This is a genomic window from Rossellomorea sp. GAMAL-10_SWC (genome assembly GCF_049568075.1).
In the GTDB taxonomy this organism is placed as follows: Bacteria; Bacillota; Bacilli; order Bacillales; family Bacillaceae_G; genus Gottfriedia.
This window is the reverse complement of record NZ_CP144911.1, coordinates 2,236,161-2,255,092: the sequence shown is the minus strand read 5'-3', so window position 1 is coordinate 2,255,092 and position 18,932 is coordinate 2,236,161. Positions and strand designations below refer to the sequence as shown.

Here is an 18,932-nt window from a genome sequence, read left to right as displayed (position 1 = left end):
TTATACAAAGCCTTAGTCATTGATTGGAGTTCTTATTCAACTAACGCACTGCATTAGTTGAACAACAAGATCTGCTATTTAGTCGATTTTTTTATTGAACAAAATGGCAGTATAGTGAAATGAAAAATTAAATGTTTGCTCAACTAAACAAAATTTTATGGGGGATTGAAATGATAAAAGCTGTAATTTTTGATTTAGATGGAACATTGTTAGATCGCGATAGTTCCTTAAAGGTATTTATTAAAAATCAGTATAAAAAATACAAAGATGAATTAATAAATGTACCAGAACAACAATATATTGAACGTTTCATTGAATTAGATAAAAAGGGATATGTTTGGAAAGACAAAGTATATAAACAATTAGTGCAAGAATACTCACTTTCTAACTTAACTTGGGAACATCTGCTAGAAGATTATATAAATTCCTTTCAACATAGTTGTATTGCTTTTCCAAATATGGAATATGTACTAAAAGAGCTTAAAAATAGAGGAATAGCGTTAGGTATGATTACCAATGGATTTACTAAATTTCAAAACCTAAACCTTAAAGCATTAGGAATTCATAATTTAATTGATACAATTCTAATTTCTGAACAAGAAGGAATTAAAAAACCTCAACCTGAAATTTTTTTAAGGGCATTAGAGAGACTAAGTGTTACAGCAGAAGAAAGTTTGTATGTGGGAGATCATCTAGAAAATGACGTAATTGGCGCACAGAATGTTGGAATGAAAACTGTATGGAAGAAAGAACCGATTTGGAGCAGTTCAATTAAAATACAACATACAATAGATGATTTAGGAGAACTTTTACCTCTAGTCGACTTAATTGATTGAATTCTTTGGTAACTACCATATGTAACTAACACATGCATTAGTTGAACAACAAGATCGGCTGTTTAGTCGATTTTTTTTATTCAACAAAATGGCAGTTTAGTGGAATAAGGAAAATTTCAATTTAGGACGAATATGGTTATAATTAAAAAAAAAATTTTTTAATGGAGTGTATATTATGGGTGCTTGGGGAACTGGTATTTTTGACGATGATACTACTTGTGATGTAAGAGATGATTTTATAGATTACTTGGAAGAAGGTAAAACTGTTGTAGATGCAACCCAAATAATATTAGAAGAATATTTAGATGAATACGATCTAAATGATGATTTGGAAATATTATCGCTAGTCTATATAGGATTGTCAGCTATTCAGTTAGAAAAAAATTGCCTTCTTGTTCACGTGAAGTTAAAAACTATTGAATTTATTGAACGAGGTGCAGACCTTGAGTTATGGAAAGAATCAAATGATGAAGATTACGAAAAGCGTAAAGTAGTATTATCCGAATTCAAAGAAAAACTAATTAATTCAAAAACGGGTTCTTCAAAAGATAAAATTCTTAAACCAAAGAAAAAGAAAGATGAAGTAAAATATGTGCTTGGTTCAGTTTTTACCATACCAATTAATAAAAATTACTATGCTTATGGACAATTAGTTCATCAGGGTATATACGGAGATTTAATTATCATATTTGACTGTACATCCGAACAATTTAATAAGGTTAATGAAATAATTCAACGTGAAATCTTATTCTGTTTAAGTGTTGATGACGAAAAAATAAAAAGTAGAAAATGGAAAATAATTGGTGAAACGCAGATTCCTAATAATTTAAAATTAGAAAATAATTATCTTATAGAAGAATTAAGAGGACCAATCGTAGTTGATATTAATGGGAAATTTATAAGAAGGGCAACTTTAGACGAAGTAAGTTCACTTCCAACATTTGATTCATACTCACCTTCAATCGTAGAAGATTTAGTAAATGCAAAATTTGGTAATGGTGAGTGGGAAGAATATTTTAAAGAAATGATTTATAAACAATAATATATAATTTTTATTGAACTAATGCAGTGCTTTAGTTACTTCAGGATTAAATAAACTATTTCCGTTTATGCTTAAAAATGATAAATACTATCAATATAGTTGATAAATTTATAAATAAGCAGCAATAAGAGTATAAAGGATTGTAATGGAGAATAATGACTTATTACAGACTTTAAGTAAGAATAATGAATTGATGAATAAATTAATCGATAAATTAAAGGAGTGAAATAGATGTTTACCAGAGAAATGATTTTCGAAATAATCGCTTAAGAAATCATTGAGGAAAAGAAATTGCAAAGACAATATTTAAAGGAATTAGAAAGTTAAATTAGTAGTTTTTATTTTTTTCTTTTTTAAAGTAAAAAGGCAAAGAGCCGACGATCATCGATTCTATTCTTTTTTACTTTATGTAACTAATGCATGCGATTCTTCAATAGAAGATCGCTTTTTTTATTCAACAAAATGGCAGTTTAGTTCAATAAGAAATTGCAATTATATGATTCTTTTGATGGGTTAATACTTTTTTGTTTAATGATAAAATAAAAATAATTCTACAAATATAAGACCATTTAAGTAACTTAAGCAATGCTTTAGTTGAAAGTAAACTTATTAAAGTTATCATCGTAATAAGAGAGGATTGAGTGTGTGGTTAAGAAAATCTTTGATTATTTAGCTTTTTGTGGCTTAATTCTATTTATTGTTTATTCCGTTTATGGTATTTATGACATGTTACATTCTTCAACCAGAATTAATATGGTCATTTTCTATTCATTAAGTTTAATAACATGTTTATTTGCTGGAATAAGTAGTCAACTGAGTAATAATAAAAGAACTAAAAAATTAGGGTTGATACAATTTTTATGTGTTGGAGGATACGCATATTGTATCTTTCTATCTATTAATTAACTAAGGTTATGTTATTTCAAAGAATTAAATTTGATTTTCTTCAACTAACTAATGCGATAGTTGATTAAAAGAGTTACAAATTAAATGTAATGTTACACTATTTAATAATTTAGAAGGGTGACATAAATGGGAAGAAAAAAGAAAGAGTTAAAATTGGATTTTACATTTGTAGATGATTTTCATCCTTCATTTACTTCAAAAATGATCACTCAACTTACTGAAAGTGGTTCTACACTATTAGATGAACCAATCACTAATTGTTTATGGGGCATATTGATCGAAGAAGATGGAGCAAAACTTGCTACCGATGGACTTGGATATATGAAAGTTAGTGCTGTTGATTGGAGATCTTTTAGTAGAGATGTAACAATTAAATGGAGCTCATCTGACAAAAAAAAAATTCTCCCTGCTGATAATGTGGAAGACATTGATATTACTTTTAGCTGGTGTGAAGATTTTCCAGTTAACGCTATAAAAATGCAATCTAAGAAAATGACTGTTGTTGTTGATTCTTCTACTTTTCCATTTGAAGTAGAATATTCTGGAAATATTGAATCCGACATATACCTAGAAGTAAGTTTAAGCACCGAAAATGAAGGCGATAAACAATTAGTAGTTGATACCTTAAAGAGTGCATATGAAAATTGGAATCTTGAATCGGAAAAATCAGGCGATCATTATATGAATTTTATGAGATATATTAAGAAATTCAGAAATAAATATATTACATATTTTGACTTAGGAAGTACAGGAAAAGCTGGTATACATTATTTAATCAATTCATTAGCAAAGAATGATAAATTGGAGATTTCAAAAATATTTGTTAAGCAAACTTAAAATTGTGCATTGCTAATTACAATTCCTTATGCAACTAACGCATGCATTAGTTGAACAATGATCGACTGCTTTCGGCGGTCTTATTTTTTGAACAATCTTTTGTTTTAAATAGCAGATTAGTTACATCAGGGGAGAGAGATTAAGTAGTATGGATAGTAATCGATATATTCTTATAAATAATAATAAAATTGAAGTGCTATACAAAGGAGAGAAAGGACCTTTAATTGTAATACTTACAGGTATGGGGTGTTCCTATGATGAGTGGTACGAGGTTATAGACAAATTAAGTCATACCAGTAGAATCCTCACTTTTCATCGGCAAGGGCTTGGTAAAAGTGAAATTGGAGCAGGAATCAATAATACTGAATCGACTGTACGTGATCTAGTAGCATTACTTAATCATTTTAAGATTGAAGAACCAATTTATTTAATTGGACATTCTTATGGTGGACTATGTGCTCAACACTTTACTAAATCTTATCCTAAAATGGTAGCTGGAGTAATCTTAGTTGATTCTACCTCCGTTGAATTGAAAGAGTTGGATAATTTAAATCTACCCGTTATGGATAAAGAATCGGATGAAGATTGGATCGCAAAATGTTTAAGTTATGCGAGTAAAGATACTGAACAATTATCTAAAGCAATTAAGCCAACTCTGAATAAGAAACATCTTCAATTACCTATTGATATTCAAAAGAGATTATTGGACTTTCAAGTAAATCCATCACTTTATAGAGCGATGGCATCAGAGATTAAACAATGGAAAAACGATGCTGAAGCTATCAAAAAATTGGGGGATTTTCCAGACATACCGTTAATTGTAATTGGACGTGATAAAGAATTCACCATTAAGTCAGAATTGAAAACAGGAATACCTTTATGGGAATTAAGTATCTTTGAAGAGAAATGGTCGGAATTAATTACTAACCAAGTTAAACTATCTTCAAAAGGTGAATTGTTATTTGCTGGTAATTCAGGGCATTCTGTATTTCTAGATCGTCCTGACATAATCCTAGACGGTATATATAGAATTACAAGTGAATACTGTTTTAAGTAATTTCCTAATTCAATTAACTGATGCTTTAGTTAAACAACATGATCGACTGTTTAGTCGGTTTTTTTATGGAGTTAAGGCAGGTTAGTTGAACAAACAACGTTTAAAATTATGTAAAATATCTTATAGGAGCCATGATGGCTCCTTTCGACTATTTCAATTTAGTTAAAAAGGAAATCATTACTATTTTAGAGAATATTAATATATAAAAATAATGATTTTTGGAGGTGTTTAAATATGCATAATGTTAAGAAAAATGAAGGTAAGCAAAAAGTAGATATAGGTGGTATAGAACTACATTATGAGTTTTTTGGAAAAAAAGATGCAAATGTTACTATGGTATTTGACTCTGGATATGGGTTGGGACTTAAATAATTGGAAAACAATTAGAAATGAAGTTTCAAAGTTTACTATGATGTTTATTTATGATAGAGCAGGTATTGGGGAAAGTGGTAAAGACAATAGACCACGTCATAGTAGGCAAAATGTTGAAAACCTTCGTACTTTACTTCAAAAAGCTGGCGTGAAACCACCATATATATTGGTTGGACATTCATTTGGTGGAGCAAATGTTAGGTTATTTGCAAGTGAATATCCTGAAGAAGTTGCTGGGGTAATTCTTTTGGATTCAGTTCATGAGGACCAAAATAAATTTATGGCTCCTTTATTTTCAGATAATGTAAAAAAAGAATATTATGGTCAATTTAGATTTGAAGCTTCATTAAATGAATTTGAAGAAAGTCTTGAACAAGTTAGTAAGTCTAAGTCACTCGGAAATATGCCACTTCTTGTGGTTACTGGTGGTACACAACCCTACCATACAACAGAGTCATGGATTTACTGGAGTAAATTTCAAGAAGAACTAGTTAAATTGTCCACGAATAGTAAGCATATAATAATTGATGCTGCACATGCAATACATATTGATCGTCCAGATGCAGTTATTAAAGCATTAAAAGAATTTTATGAGTTTGTTTAATAGAAATAATAGAGAAATTAGGTGTGCAACTAAAGCATGCATTAATTGAAGTAATAGAAGATTGCTTTCACGGTCATTTTTATTATGTTAAATAGCTTACCTATTTGGACATGGGGTTGCTCATAATGTGTTGAAATATATCATTATGCAATTAAAATCAGTTAAAAAATCCTTATTTATTAAGGTTAAATATAGGTGAGAAATAATGTATGAAGTAAAAAATAATAGAATTACAGAAGAAGTTTTAAAAGCATGGGATCAAAAATTAGTCCCTGATATTAATTACTTTTATTTTGAGGATCTTCAAGACTTTGTTGTAGTTAATGCACGTGCAACAGTTGAGTTGTCATTAGATATAAAAACCTCTTACTTGCCGTGTAATATTTCTGCAAAAGCTAGTTATATCGGTATTGTATCTAATGAGGAGTTTCTTATATGGGAGGAAGAGTTACAAAAAGAAGTTTTGAGGGAACAAATACGCCTCAAAAGGGGTTACATATTTGAGTTAGGTGAGTTACGAAACGTTTTAGGAGACATCCCAGTTAATGTACACAATGCTCTTGATACTTTTTCAATTAATATAGATGGAACGAAAATGATTACATTACAAGGTATTTTATGGAAATGTTTGCCTTACCAAATAAGAACAAACATATTACTTTACGTAGCAAATATGTTTGTAGATATGGATTCTACTTCGGATATAACATACTTGAATGCATTAAAGAGTGAATACCCAACTATTGCTTCTTTACTGAATACATTTGGAAGTAACAATGGACCGAATTGCTTGGGTGCTGTATTAGCAGCATTGCAGAAAGATGAGGGCAAACTAACATCTTACTTAAATAATTGGGTACTTCCAGCAGAATTTAATGAAGAACTGGAAAATAAAGATTATGTGAGAATTAAATCTAGTACGATCCAACCAAATGACGTATTGATTTAGGAAAAAGATCAAAATACACTGTATTCGTGTTTTGTATTGGGTAATGGCTTAATAATTGGAATTGGGTTCAGGCTTATGGCGGTCAGTTAAATATTTATAGAAAAAGTGAAGTCTAATTTATTACATTCTTGTAAAATTTACGCATACTTTTGTAGTTGAATTTAGTTAAAGAAGTAATTTAACCAAATTTATTAGGAGCTATTAGAATGAAGAAATGGAAAACGCTTAGTTCGGAATATATATTTAAAACTCCTTTTGGAAATTTAAGAAAAGATTGTTGCCAATTGCCTGATGGAAATATAATACAAGATTACTATGTAAATGAATATTCTAATTGGGTAAACGCTATTGTGGTAACAAAAGAGAAAAAGATTTTATTGGTAAAGCAGTATAGATACGCTGGACAGGAGTATTTTCTAGAGATTCCAGCAGGAAAATCTGAAGGTATTGAAACTTATATTGAAGCTATATTAAGAGAAGTAAGAGAAGAAACTGGATATAAAACAGAAACTGAGCCAATTTTATTAGGAGAGTTTTTTATTAATCCAGCAACACAAAATAATAAAGTTATAACATATTTAATTTTAGATGCTTATCAAGCATTTGAACAGGAACTAGACCCCACTGAAGTTATCGAAATCAAGTTGGTTGATGTAGCGGATATGTACTCTAAAATAAAAAGTGGAGAAATTAATCAACTTTTTACAGTAAGTGCTTTTTATTTAGCATTGCCACATTTGATAAAAGTAACGGCTGGCGCACTTTGAAATTTTAATATTAACTAAAGGAACATTCTGAAAAAAACTAAAATATTAATTGACAAATAAGAGAAATAGGGAGAAAAATTATATGTTTTATAGAAGGAAATTTTACATTGTAAAAAATGAATTCGTTGAGGCGTTTAATGAACACTTTAATGAAACGAATTTACCAAATCAACTTAAGCACGGTGCAAGATTGACAGGAAGATGGATGATTTCTCATGATACAACAACCACAGAAATATTCGCCATTTGGGAGTATGACAGTTATGAAAAGTATCAAGAAATTGAAGCAAATGTAAGAAGAGATGAAGAACATGTAAAACGGGTTCAAGAATGGTACGAAAAACACGGTGGCAGAAATCATGTATTAGAAGAATATTGTATGGAGGTTAGAAACGAAGAGTTGATATCGACATTGAAATAAAAAAACTATTTAATAGTACTTGAAGATAAAAGAGGTAAAATCATGTGAATAATCCTTTTGAATGTATTACAGACTTTATTTTTGTTGAAAATGAGATAAAATCAGCAGATGTAATTCTTATTCCAGGATCAGACCACCCTCAGTTAATGGAAAAAGCTAGTTCATTGTATAAACAAGGTTTTGCACCCTATATACTACCTTCTGGAGGATATAAGGAAAGTATAAAGACAACTGAGTGGGAATATTTGAAGCAAATAGGTATTGAAAATGGTGTTCCAGTAAATGTCATTTTAAAAGAAGAGAAAGCACAGCATACATTGGAAAATGCACGTTTTTCATTTGAGGTCTTAAAAGAAAAAGGAATACAGCCTAAAAAGGTTATTATAGTATGTAAAGCAGGTCACTCACGTCGTGCATTATTATGCTATCAAACCGAGTTTCCAGTAGAAGCTGAGTTTATTGTATCGCCTGTTACTGATCGGTTTGGAATAACAAAAGATAATTGGTATTTATCTGAAATAGGAATTAGTCGTATAATGTCTGAGGTTGAGAAGATAGGTAAATATTACAGAGCAATTCTTCCAAATTCGGTTATTCATAAATCCTATTAGAAGCAGTTAGATCATAATTTAAATTGAAGCTTAGTTTAATATAGATCCCTATTAAATATAGAAAATACATAAATTAATCTCTAGGAAGTTTTTAATAAACTAACTAAAGAAAATACTAATCAGATTTCAAATGGAGATGACGGCATTGCAACAATCACTAATATTTGATATGGATGGAACATTATTTCAAACAGATAAAATTTTAGAGTTATCACTTAATGATACTTTTAACCATTTACGTTCACTAAATTTATGGGATACAGTAACCCCTATTGAAAAATACCGTGAAATTATGGGTGTACCTTTACCTAAAGTCTGGGAAGTGTTATTACCTTGTTATTCTAAGGAAGTAAGAGAACAAACAGATGCTTATTTTCAGGAAAGATTAATTGAGAACATTAATAATGGGAAGGGAGGTTTATATCCAAATGTAAAAGAGATTTTTACATTTTTAAAGTACAATAATTATTCAATTTACATAGCGAGTAATGGTTTAACAGACTATTTAAATGCAATTGTAAAGTATTATAAGTTAGATAATTGGATTACTGAAACGTTTAGTATTCAACAAATTCAAACGCTTAATAAGGGAGATTTAGTCAAAACTATTGTTAACAAATATGAAATTAAAAGTGGCGCTGTTATAGGAGATCGCTTATCTGACATCAATGCAGCTAAGGATAATGGTTTAACGGCGATTGGTTGTAATTTTGATTTTTCACAAGAAGATGAACTCAAACAAGCTGATTTTGTAATTGATGATTTAATTCAATTAAAAAATTTTTTTCCGAAAGCGAAAGGCTTTATATGTACCTAAAGCAAGCGTAAGTTCAATAAGGATAGAATCGGTCAGCATTAAATTGCTGGCTTTTTTATATGTTATAAATGAAAATTCTAATCAAAAAATAGGGTATCTTCTAACAGAGTTTGTGTACACAAATGCTTACGGAAAATATTAAAGCGTGCTATGTTCTTATTATAAATGCTTGGGAGTGGACGAATATTAAAAGTAAGAGCATTCACTTTAGAATCAATGAAACAATTTTAGAAAAATTTGAAGACGCATTAATTTATGAAGGAATAAATAAAACAGAATTCCTAACCCACGCGATTCAAAATTTTTGTGCAAAAGTGGTATCACAAAAAATGAATGATGTTAAACGTCAATATGGAGCAAGTACAAATTTGCAAGTACGAATTGATACACACTTATTGTACGAAGAAAAACGTGTAGATTTAGATGAATGGGTTATTAAACTATTAAATTTAACAAATGATGAAAAGATACTAGACATTGGATGTGCGACTGGGGCATTCCTTTCTATATTACAAACAAAGGGTCATAGAGGACAACTTACTGGACTTGATCAGTCACCTAAAATGATTGAAGAAGCAAAAAAGAAATCTAATCAAAAGAATTTAAATATTGAATGGATTATTGGAGATGCAAGAAAACTTCCTTTTTCAAGTAATTCATATGATTGGTTGGTAGCAAGACATATGCTATATCATGTGCCAGATCTTCAAGGAACAATAGAAGGTTTTAAAAGAGTAATAAAACCAAACGGAGGACTAATTACCACTACAAATTCTCGTGATTCATTACCAAAAATTAGAGAACTTTGTAATGACATGCTAATAGAATTTGGTTTCCCTGAGAGAGTTTCTCCTGCTGCTCCATTTTGTATAGAGAATGCAAAAGAACTGTTAAATTCAGTGTTTGATAAAGTAGAAGAAAAAGTGATCTCTAATTCATTAATTTTTGGACAGCCTGAGCCAATCGTGAATTATATAATCAGCATGTTTCCATCTTTAAATATACCTCACGATACGGACTTATACACTGATATGAAAAACTGGTTGAAATTAGAAACGGAGGATAGATTAGTCCGTATTGGAAGAGTTTGGCGTGATCCAAAAGATGTAGGATTTTATTTATGTAGAAAATAAGATGTGAATAATACGTTATTAAAAGAAGAAATCAAAGTGATTACCTTGGCTTACTATCTTTGATTGTAGTTGCGATAAAAAGTTAGCTTATTCAACAAAATAATGCATTAGTTGAATAAAACTAGAAGTCTATTATAAGGTACTAATTACTAACAATGGATGATTTAGTTGCTGTTACTAAATAAATTATTTTCTTGTACTACGAAGCAAGCTTTAGTTGAACAACATGATCGGCAATTCGTCGGTCTTTTATTGAACAAATTGGAAGAAGAGTAGAACAATTGACATTAATCTTACAAAATTACTATCTCTTATAATTGTATGGATTTTTAACATCAGATATATGTTATCATAAGAATGTATGTTCGTTTTTTGTGGTAAATACATATTACTGGGAGGTAACTAATGGAGAAAACAAGCTATTCTAAAAAGTGGAATCTAGATAAGGTTTTTATGGGCGGAAGCACATCAATTCAATTTTTAAATCATTTCAATCGATTAGAAGCTCAAGTACATGAACTAGAAGGTAATGTTAAAACATTTATTACTCCACTTTCAACAAACGAAATAATTAGATTGGTGCATTTAGTAGAAAACATCGGAAACATTCGGTTGTACTTAACGCAAGCTAATTCGTTTATCACTTGTCTCCTTGCAGAAAATCCAAAGGATCAAGATGCGGCGGTATTACGAGGAAAAGTTGCTCAAATTGAATCTCGTTTTGAAAAAGAATTATCGAAAGTAAAGAAGATATTAAGAAATACAAAGGAAGATGTTTGGGAAAGCATACTAGAAACCGAAGAATTACAAGAATATAGATTTATTCTAAACGAATGGCGTGAAAATGCAGCTAAGAATTTGTCAGAAGAGGAGCTAAATTTGATTTCTGATTTAATGATTGATGGGTACCATGCTTGGGGACATTTCTATAAGGATCTAGTAAGTAGTATTAACTTAAATATTCAAATTAACGGTAAAGAAGAGACTCTATCAGTTGGACAAGCCATTAACTTGCGGTCACACCATAATGAAGAAGTGAGAAAGGAAGCTCACTATGTATTAGAGTCTACATGGAAAGAGAAAGAAGAATTATTTAGTAAAATTATAAATCACATTGTTGGCTTTCGTATACAAGTGAATAACAAACTCGGGATAAAAAGTGAAATAGAAGAACCTTTGAAAAAGAACAGAATGAAGGAAGAAACGCTGAATACGATGTGGACAGTGATCAGTAAATATAAACAGCCTTTTTCAAATTACTTGAATAAAAAAGCTGAAATGATAGGCGAATCTAGTATGAAGGCTTATAATTTTTGGGCTCCCATTACAAAAAGTAATCAAGAGATAAAATTCGAGGAAGCTGCTACCCTTATTACGGAACATTTTAGACAGTTTGGAACGGAATTAGAAGCTTTCGTTAAGGAAGCTTTCGATGAAGGTTGGATAGAAGCAGAAAATCGTCCAAATAAGTCTGCCATTCCATTTTGTGCTAGTTTTCCACTAACAGGTGAATCAAGAGTTTTTATGACATTTAGAGGTGCTTTTTTAAATGTGTTAACTCTTGTTCACGAACTGGGGCACGCTTTCCATAATTATGCCATGAAGTCGGTTAATGGGTTGAATAAGCGTTATCCGTTAAGTATTGCCGAGACTGCTTCAACCTTCTCCGAAATGATTATTTTTGATGCGGCTATGAAAAAGGCAAAGTCAAAAGAAGAAAAATTATTTATATTGGATGAAAAATTAAAACGTAGTGTAATGAACTTTATGAATATGCATTCGAGATTCATTTTTGAGCAGAGATTTTACAAGGAACGAAATGAAGGGATTGTTTCAGCCAATCGACTAAATCAGTTAATGGAAGAATCAATAAATGAGGCTTATGCTGGTTCCCTAGAACAACCTTCAATCCATTCTTGGGTTTGGACTCCACACTACTATATTACTCAATCGCCTTTTTATAATTTCCCATATACTTTTGGGTATTTATTTGCTTTGGGCATTTATGCAAAGGCAAAGGAGAAAGGAATAGATTTTGAGAAAGATTATTTAAACTTACTTCGTGATTCAGGAAGTATGACTGTGGAAGATTTAGTTATGAAACATTTAGGAGAAGATATTACTTCAGAAGAATTCTGGGAAAAAGGAATAGAATTATGTGTGGAAGATGCTGAAGAATTCATTAAATTAAGTTCTTCTTAAATTTAAATGCTGTTATTTATGATCTCAGGCACAACTTATGGAGAAAGTCTAGTTAACCACTATTTTATAATTACCGATTTTAATAAATAAATTAAGAAAAATGTACTAATGTCATTAATCAGTAGTCTATTTTTATGACCATTCGGAATAAGGGTTGTTCATAAATATGAATACTTCGTTTATATACATAAACGCTTGAGAAGTGTACACTTCTACTGTTTCTTTAATAGCATTCGGTAACAGCTTATAGAAAGCTTTAATGATTGATTGAACATTTTTTAAAGGAAAAGAAGTACGAACTATAAAAAATTAATTTATAAATGTAAAATAAATAATAAAAGGTACAAATGGTGAAGATATGTTTTTTAAGGTTTTAAATGCATACAATATTTTGTCTTTTAATAAAGAACATTACGCAAAGTTTACAAATTTAATAAAGGACTCATACGGCTATACAACTTATATCGATCCCAATAAAACTAATGGAATCGTTAATCCTAGGTACGAAATGTATCTGAGATTAAAACAATCTGCCTATACCAGTAATATTTTGAGTGACCCACCCAAAGAGCCTTTAAATAGAAAGCTTTCTATGCTCCTGTCGAACAAAAATATTGATCAAGAAAAGATAAATAAATACTTAGAACAATTTGGGATGCAGGATGATTATAAACATAATATCGAGATTAATAATGTTGATAACGGAATAATAATCACCCATTTTGTAGATTTGATTGAAGAACAAATTTTAGATAAAACTAAAATAATTGATAATTCAATTGAAGGGATTAACCGTCAATTCTTAAGTAAAAATTTTATTATGAAGAACCAAAAAAGGTTTACATTTTTACCCTTTTTAGCAAAAATTGAAGACGAGTATGTACAACCAATAATTATTGCAACATTTTATGATATCGGTATTGTTACTTTACAAATAAGCATAGCCTATGAGACCAATAAAGTGGAAAATCCACCCAAAACTACACCTCAAAATGTTATTCTTTCAAACGTTCAATTCTATGAAAGTAAGAAGAAATATAAATCAAGTGATTACTATAATAAAACTACTGCAAAAACACTAAATCTTACTCAAATTTTTGAATATTATCAAAGTTACTTGAAGATGCTATGTGGGGATTATTTTAATGATGAAGAGTTTTATAATTATTCCTGGGTTTTTGGGGATTTTGCATCAAATAAAAACTCTGAACACCAGAAATTTATAGAACAAAACAAACATCTGTATTATAGCTACCTAAGAAACGCTAATTCTGAACTAACCTTTAGAATGGAAGAAGAAAAAATAACAAAAGAAATCGAGGTTGCTCAAGTTTTTAGGATGAAGGGTTTACATTTTTATTGCACACCCTTTTCTTCAATATTAAGTATTGGATATACATTCTTTAAAGATGCTGTTGACGAATCAGTAAAACATATTGAAAAGGAACTTAAACAGGAAAATGAATATGACAAATATGTGAATGAATTATATAAAGCATATACATTAACACACATGTATCAGCATCTAAGATTTTATGAGCTTACTTTTATTAAAAGGTATTATACATCTAAATTATTGAATGATATTTTATCAGGAACAAAAAACTTAAAGAAATTCAATCAATTAAAAGAAGATTTTAATTTTGTTAAATTAAAATTCGATGAAGAATTAATCTTACAATCCGATGGGAGTCCAAAAGAATTATATAAGATTATATTAGAAAAAACTGGAGTAAATTCTCTTGTAACAAAGTGTGAAAAACTACTTAATGATATTAGAGAAAATATCAATACGAATAGAGAAACTGGAATTAAGAATACTGAGCTTTTTGTATTAATATTATCTACAATTTTAACTGTTACTCTAGGCTATACGGGTATAAAGCTAATTGTAAATGACGTATTGAGTAATCTCCCTGCTTTGGGTAAATATATCTCAATACATCCATTAAGATATACAGTATCTATATGGTTTACGTTAGTTTTATTAATAGTTATTTTGAATGTACTTCGCATAAATGCATATAAAAAATAAAAAAATCAAACAGAAATCGATACAACTATTTGGTATTGGGGAATCTTTTTTATGGAAAAACACATAACTAATGAAGTTTTGGATAATGTATTTTTCGGTGATGGAAGTTTAAGGGATATTTATATTTTAGATGCGAATATAAATGACTGGCAAAAATTAATAGACTGGTTATGTTTATCTGATTGGGCTATTGAGTTTTATATAGATGGACAAAAAAACACAAATAAAATAATAAATGTATCCAAAATATTTGAGGAAAAAAAGAATAAAAGTGTTTTAATGTCTATTGACATCAATAGTGTTTTGGTAAATTGCCATTTCTTTGTAGAAGATGAAATAGAATTTGATATAAATCCTAAAGAAATTATAGGGCTAAATGAAGCTAGTTACGTATTTGAATTTATGATTAAACTATCAAATATAATTGGTAAAGAAATCATTCTTACTGAAGAAAACTTACCTGAAAATCCATTAGTTACAGTAAAAACTAATGGAACATTGTTTATTCATATTTAAGATAATTTGTTGTACAACTATGTATGTAATAGTTAAACAACAAAAAGAGGGTGATCTTAGGATCTTCCTCTTTTTATTGGAATTATTTTTGATGAAAAACAAATGTTTCTTTAAAATGTCTGATTTGATTTCCTTTTATTGTCTTTTCCCAAGTAATGTCCACTTTAAATACCTTAGCTTTTACCGATCTAGGAAAGTTTGCATGATGATAAGAGCTACCATCTTTAATTAAAATATCCCCATCATGAGTAAATAACTCGTAATAAGTTTTTGAATGAGGCTCATTTCGATAAGCCTCAATTCTAACGTTATTTATGTTTCTATCCCCAATATTGCTTATATCCAAACTATAAACATTAAAAACACCCTTTTTTGCCTTTGTAAGTATAGGCTCACTTACCTTATCTTGATCAGCTTGATCAATTTTAATGCTCCATTGATTAGATGACTTTGATATAGGTAAGCTATTAAAGGATTTTGCATACGTATTGGTATGATAGCTAAAACCTCTAATTCAAGTAAGTGACAGTATAGATTAAAAAGGATTCTTGGTAAGCCATGTGATACTGAAGCGAATTTTTGTTAAAATATTATTGCTTATATGAGGTTTATATAGACTTTATTTAAAGAAATAATTGAGATAAGGTGTGAATTAATTTTGAAAAAAGAACAAAAAGCTCTTTTTAAAGAAATTGAAAAAATTCAAGAAAAGTCTATGAGAGAGTTAGCTAAAGAATTTGGTTTAAAAAAGAGGTCGTACTGTATATTTAAAAAAGTAGGAGATTTTTTTGTAACGGGAGACTATAGAACAAATTTTACAGATGATAATGAAATTTCAATTAGTATGTATTGTAAAATAAAACCATTTATTTTTGATGATTTATTTTGGGAAGTATTCGATATACAGGAAAATGCAGGAGAACCTATGAGCTTAAGAGCAATAGGAGCATTTGTAGCACCAACCTATCCTATCAAAGAGATTAAAATTGTTGAAAACAGTTTAGAGAATATAGAAGATGATATTCGTCAAACCGTAGTAGAATTTATTGATACCTACGAGACGTTTATAAATTCTATGGAAAAAAGTGTAGATAATTTCAATAAATTCGTTGTACAACAATCAGATTTTTACCATGTAGATTTGATGAAAATGTTAGCTTATATTCAAATTGGAAAATACAACAGTGCAATAAATAGTGCAAAAGAGCTAATAAGTAAAGGTGATACAGGTCCCCTAGGAACTGAAAATAAAGGTATTTATGAATATATCGTAGAGTATTGCGAAGAAAAACGCAGCATTCATTAAAATTCTCTACGATCTTTTATTATGTTACTGACAAAATGTACGAAAAGCATTGAAAGAAGGAATTGAATTAAATGTAATATCAAATATTACAGAAATTGATCAGTCTTCTATTGGGTTAATAATGAATGAACTAATACAATAAAATAGTTACTTAAAATTGGAGGCAAAACACATGCAGTGGTCTCAATGGTTACAAGGTGGTCCTTTCCTTGAGATTAGTTTTTTATTGGAACAAAAAAAAATAAAAAAGAAACAATACAAGAAATTATATTAAATATATCAAAATTAAAAAATAGAATTGAAATCAATGACAAAAATGTTGATGAAATTATCGATTTCTTTGCTGAAGGCTATCCGTTTAACGAAGAAGATCCTAAATCAAATTACTTACATTCCCTACAACTCAGATTATACGTCTATTTATCTAGGAAGAGAAAAGCAACGTTACAAATTGAAATGGTCTCTTCTAATACTGCAATGGTTAATTTTTGGTTTTATGGTTCTCCAATTGATGCCATAGAGTGGGATCAGATTGGAATACAAAATGAAGAAATTACAGATTTTACTAATTTTCTTAAAGACTTGTATTCCATTTTTGAATTTAAAATAGGTGGAATGGCAATCGAAAAAGATGTAATTTCATTATTTGGTCTCGATGAAGTATATCCTAATGAATGTTATTGTTTAGTGAACGTCAAAGCTGATTGTATACTTCAAGAATCAAACGGTTTCATAGATATAATTTGGAATGAAAAGTACAAAAAGTTATGTCAAATTCCATACAATCATCTCAGGCTCGATAAGGATGGGATCCTAATTAATATTGGTAGTTTTGTTGAGTGATTCAATTGAACGAAATTGTACTGCACACTTAAAAACTTTAGTTCAGCATTTGCTGACTGGAAATTTCGAAGTCCAAGCAAACTCGTTTCAATTAATCGAAGAAAATATTAATTCAGTTGTAAACGATGAAGTATTATTAGAATGAATTTTAAACGTAAAGGTAGCACTGAAAGGACATAAGCGAGAGCAGAATATACTTTCAGATGCTTTAGAAATATTGACTTCATTAAAAAATAAATGAAAATTAGAAATTTACTTAACTAGCACATACTATATTTGAAGATAACGAGTTGCTTGCAACTCGTTTTTTTGTTGTAAATGCAGTTTAGTTTTTTAATATATTTTAAAAGAACGATTAATTAGTAGAAGATCGTTCTTTTTATTTGTCGATTTTTTTTAAAAGGATATTATTTAATATTATTGAATACCTTGTATAACAAAGTAATAAAAATATTAAGGGAATGGGGTGAGGGAATTGGATATTAACAAAGAGGTATTAAAAGGTCACATTGATACAATCATACTTTCTCTTTTACACACGAAGGAAATGTATGGGTATGAATTGGCGAAGTATGTTCGTGAAAAAAGTGATGAACAATTTGAATTGAAGGAAGGTACTCTTTATCTTTCATTAAAGCGATTAGAAAAAATTGATTGGATTTCTTCTTATTGGGCAGATGAGCAAGGTCCTGGTGGGAGACGAAAGTATTATAGCCTTACAACTTTAGGAAAAGAAAATTTTGAATTAAAGCGTAAGGAATGGATTTTTGTTAAGCGTATTATTGATTCATTTGTAGAAGGGAGCGATTCAGTATGAAACAAATTGAAGCATTTGTCGATTCGATTTATCTAAATGTTGGCGGAAACCTGAAGGAAGTCCAAGAGTTGAAAGCAGAGATGAAAGGTCATTTGTTAGAAGCTGTTCACGAATTGAAATCAGAAGGAAAATCCGAACAAGAAGCCATTGAACTTGCTATTGAGCGTTTTGGTGGAGAAAAAGAAATACGTTCAATAGTGGCTCAATTGTTTAAAGCACAAAAAACTTTTGCCAAGTGGGTTCTTTTCTGTTCCGTAGCGTTTCTTTTAATATTTTTATCAATCTTTGGGTTCGTTTGGCAATATGAAGAACAACATTCACACGAATTGTCTGTAATCGCTACACAAATAGCAGACGAATTAAAAGGTGAGAAATTAGTTTCTTTAGAAATGAAAAAAGAAATAGCAAGGTTAGTAGAAAGTACGGATTTTATTTCTGATGTTAGCATTTATAGTTCAAAGAAGATTAGAACGGAAGACGATGGCACGATTTTTTATAATACGGAAATAGAAAAGCCAGATTATCAATACAAAAAAATCGTTTGGTCTCCAGAATGGTTAGCTCATGACTTTTTCCCTTATGGAAACGGAGATAAAGAGTGGTATGTCGAAATGAAGTACAGAAGTTTTGATACTTTTGCAGGTTATGTATTAATAGCAGGATTAACAATTAATTGGACTTTATTTACAATTTGGGCAACGATCAATGCGTATCATCATAAACGATTAAACACAGGCTGGATAATTATTTTTGCTTTATTTAATCTATTGGGATATGTAGCTTATCTATTAATTCCGAAGTGGTATCGACCAAAACAGGAACTTATCTGAAGAGTATTATTTATTACCTCATCATCAACTA

The 18,932-nt window shown here is 29.7% G+C and carries 21 protein-coding genes and 1 pseudogene; 21 read left to right on the top strand and 1 reads right to left on the bottom strand.

All coding sequences use genetic code 11. The features are described from left to right. Nucleotides 1-170: 170 nt before the first annotated feature. The 16 genes and pseudogenes from V5E38_RS11040 (at nucleotide 171) to V5E38_RS10965 (ending at nucleotide 15,105) form a co-directional block, all read left to right on the top strand. On the top strand, nucleotides 171-836 hold the full coding sequence (locus V5E38_RS11040; protein ID WP_499213329.1) for an HAD family hydrolase: 666 nt from the start codon (nucleotides 171-173) through the stop codon (nucleotides 834-836). A 175-nt stretch (nucleotides 837-1,011) separates the two neighbouring features. Then, nucleotides 1,012-1,362, top strand: a pseudogene (locus tag V5E38_RS11035) (DUF4259 domain-containing protein); the annotation flags it as partial. Nucleotides 1,363-1,428: 66 nt separating this feature from the next. Next, nucleotides 1,429-1,878, top strand: coding sequence for an Imm26 family immunity protein (locus tag V5E38_RS11030; RefSeq protein WP_499213568.1), 450 nt, complete (start codon nucleotides 1,429-1,431; stop codon nucleotides 1,876-1,878). 1,032 nt (nucleotides 1,879-2,910) lie between these two features. Next, the gene (locus tag V5E38_RS11025; protein ID WP_499213328.1) at nucleotides 2,911-3,621 is read left to right on the top strand and encodes a hypothetical protein; all 711 of its coding nucleotides are present in this window, start codon (nucleotides 2,911-2,913) and stop codon (nucleotides 3,619-3,621) included. A 148-nt stretch (nucleotides 3,622-3,769) separates the two neighbouring features. Continuing rightward, complete coding sequence (locus tag V5E38_RS11020) at nucleotides 3,770-4,678, top strand: alpha/beta fold hydrolase (RefSeq protein WP_499213327.1); 909 nt, start codon at nucleotides 3,770-3,772, stop codon at nucleotides 4,676-4,678. A gap of 234 nt (nucleotides 4,679-4,912) precedes the next feature. Next, nucleotides 4,913-5,050, top strand: a complete 138-nt coding sequence (locus V5E38_RS11015) for a hypothetical protein (protein ID WP_499213326.1) — start codon at nucleotides 4,913-4,915, stop codon at nucleotides 5,048-5,050. Continuing rightward, entirely contained in the window at nucleotides 5,004-5,654 is a 651-nt protein-coding gene (locus V5E38_RS11010) for an alpha/beta fold hydrolase (protein WP_499213325.1), read from the top strand. Before V5E38_RS11015 ends, V5E38_RS11010 begins: the two co-directional genes overlap by 47 nt. A 205-nt stretch (nucleotides 5,655-5,859) precedes the next feature. Continuing rightward, nucleotides 5,860-6,603: a hypothetical protein gene (locus V5E38_RS11005; protein WP_499213324.1), complete on the top strand. Its 744-nt coding sequence runs from the start codon at nucleotides 5,860-5,862 to the stop codon at nucleotides 6,601-6,603. 206 nt (nucleotides 6,604-6,809) lie between these two features. After that, nucleotides 6,810-7,370, top strand: coding sequence for an NUDIX hydrolase (locus tag V5E38_RS11000; RefSeq protein WP_499213323.1), 561 nt, complete (start codon nucleotides 6,810-6,812; stop codon nucleotides 7,368-7,370). A gap of 82 nt (nucleotides 7,371-7,452) precedes the next feature. Then, a complete protein-coding gene (locus tag V5E38_RS10995) occupies nucleotides 7,453-7,791 on the top strand; it encodes an NIPSNAP family protein (RefSeq protein WP_499213322.1) in 339 nt (112 codons plus the stop codon). Between the two features lie 44 nt (nucleotides 7,792-7,835). Further along, on the top strand, nucleotides 7,836-8,402 hold the full coding sequence (locus V5E38_RS10990) for a YdcF family protein (RefSeq protein ID WP_499213321.1): 567 nt from the start codon (nucleotides 7,836-7,838) through the stop codon (nucleotides 8,400-8,402). 145 nt (nucleotides 8,403-8,547) lie between these two features. Beyond that, nucleotides 8,548-9,219: an HAD hydrolase-like protein gene (locus tag V5E38_RS10985; protein ID WP_499213320.1), complete on the top strand. Its 672-nt coding sequence runs from the start codon at nucleotides 8,548-8,550 to the stop codon at nucleotides 9,217-9,219. 122 nt (nucleotides 9,220-9,341) lie between these two features. Further along, entirely contained in the window at nucleotides 9,342-10,352 is a 1,011-nt protein-coding gene (locus V5E38_RS10980) for a class I SAM-dependent methyltransferase (protein WP_499213319.1), read from the top strand. A gap of 405 nt (nucleotides 10,353-10,757) precedes the next feature. Beyond that, a complete protein-coding gene (locus tag V5E38_RS10975; RefSeq protein ID WP_499213318.1) occupies nucleotides 10,758-12,554 on the top strand; it encodes a M3 family oligoendopeptidase in 1,797 nt (598 codons plus the stop codon). A gap of 358 nt (nucleotides 12,555-12,912) precedes the next feature. Then, complete coding sequence (locus V5E38_RS10970) at nucleotides 12,913-14,589, top strand: hypothetical protein (protein WP_499213317.1); 1,677 nt, start codon at nucleotides 12,913-12,915, stop codon at nucleotides 14,587-14,589. Between the two features lie 51 nt (nucleotides 14,590-14,640). Beyond that, nucleotides 14,641-15,105 (top strand): hypothetical protein, encoded by a 465-nt coding sequence (locus V5E38_RS10965; RefSeq protein WP_499213316.1) that lies wholly within the window; start codon nucleotides 14,641-14,643, stop codon nucleotides 15,103-15,105. 82 nt (nucleotides 15,106-15,187) lie between these two features. Here V5E38_RS10965 and V5E38_RS10960 read toward each other — a convergent pair whose 3' ends face one another. Continuing rightward, complete coding sequence (locus V5E38_RS10960; RefSeq protein ID WP_499213567.1) at nucleotides 15,188-15,619, bottom strand: YozF family protein; 432 nt, start codon at nucleotides 15,617-15,619, stop codon at nucleotides 15,188-15,190. A 144-nt stretch (nucleotides 15,620-15,763) separates the two neighbouring features. Here V5E38_RS10960 and V5E38_RS10955 point away from each other — a divergent pair, with 144 nt between their 5' ends. The 5 genes from V5E38_RS10955 to V5E38_RS10935 all read left to right on the top strand — a co-directional run bounded on the left by V5E38_RS10955 (nucleotide 15,764) and on the right by V5E38_RS10935 (nucleotide 18,901). Next, a complete protein-coding gene (locus V5E38_RS10955; protein WP_499213315.1) occupies nucleotides 15,764-16,411 on the top strand; it encodes a hypothetical protein in 648 nt (215 codons plus the stop codon). 456 nt (nucleotides 16,412-16,867) lie between these two features. Next, a complete protein-coding gene (locus V5E38_RS10950; RefSeq protein WP_499213314.1) occupies nucleotides 16,868-17,254 on the top strand; it encodes a hypothetical protein in 387 nt (128 codons plus the stop codon). Further along, complete coding sequence (locus tag V5E38_RS10945; protein WP_499213313.1) at nucleotides 17,247-17,399, top strand: hypothetical protein; 153 nt, start codon at nucleotides 17,247-17,249, stop codon at nucleotides 17,397-17,399. The genes V5E38_RS10950 and V5E38_RS10945 overlap by 8 nt, the downstream gene beginning before the upstream one ends. Nucleotides 17,400-17,729: 330 nt before the next feature. After that, complete coding sequence (locus V5E38_RS10940; RefSeq protein ID WP_499213312.1) at nucleotides 17,730-18,071, top strand: PadR family transcriptional regulator; 342 nt, start codon at nucleotides 17,730-17,732, stop codon at nucleotides 18,069-18,071. Then, nucleotides 18,068-18,901, top strand: a complete 834-nt coding sequence (locus V5E38_RS10935) for a permease prefix domain 1-containing protein (RefSeq protein WP_499213311.1) — start codon at nucleotides 18,068-18,070, stop codon at nucleotides 18,899-18,901. Before V5E38_RS10940 ends, V5E38_RS10935 begins: the two co-directional genes overlap by 4 nt. The last annotated feature ends 31 nt before the right edge of the window (nucleotides 18,902-18,932 follow it).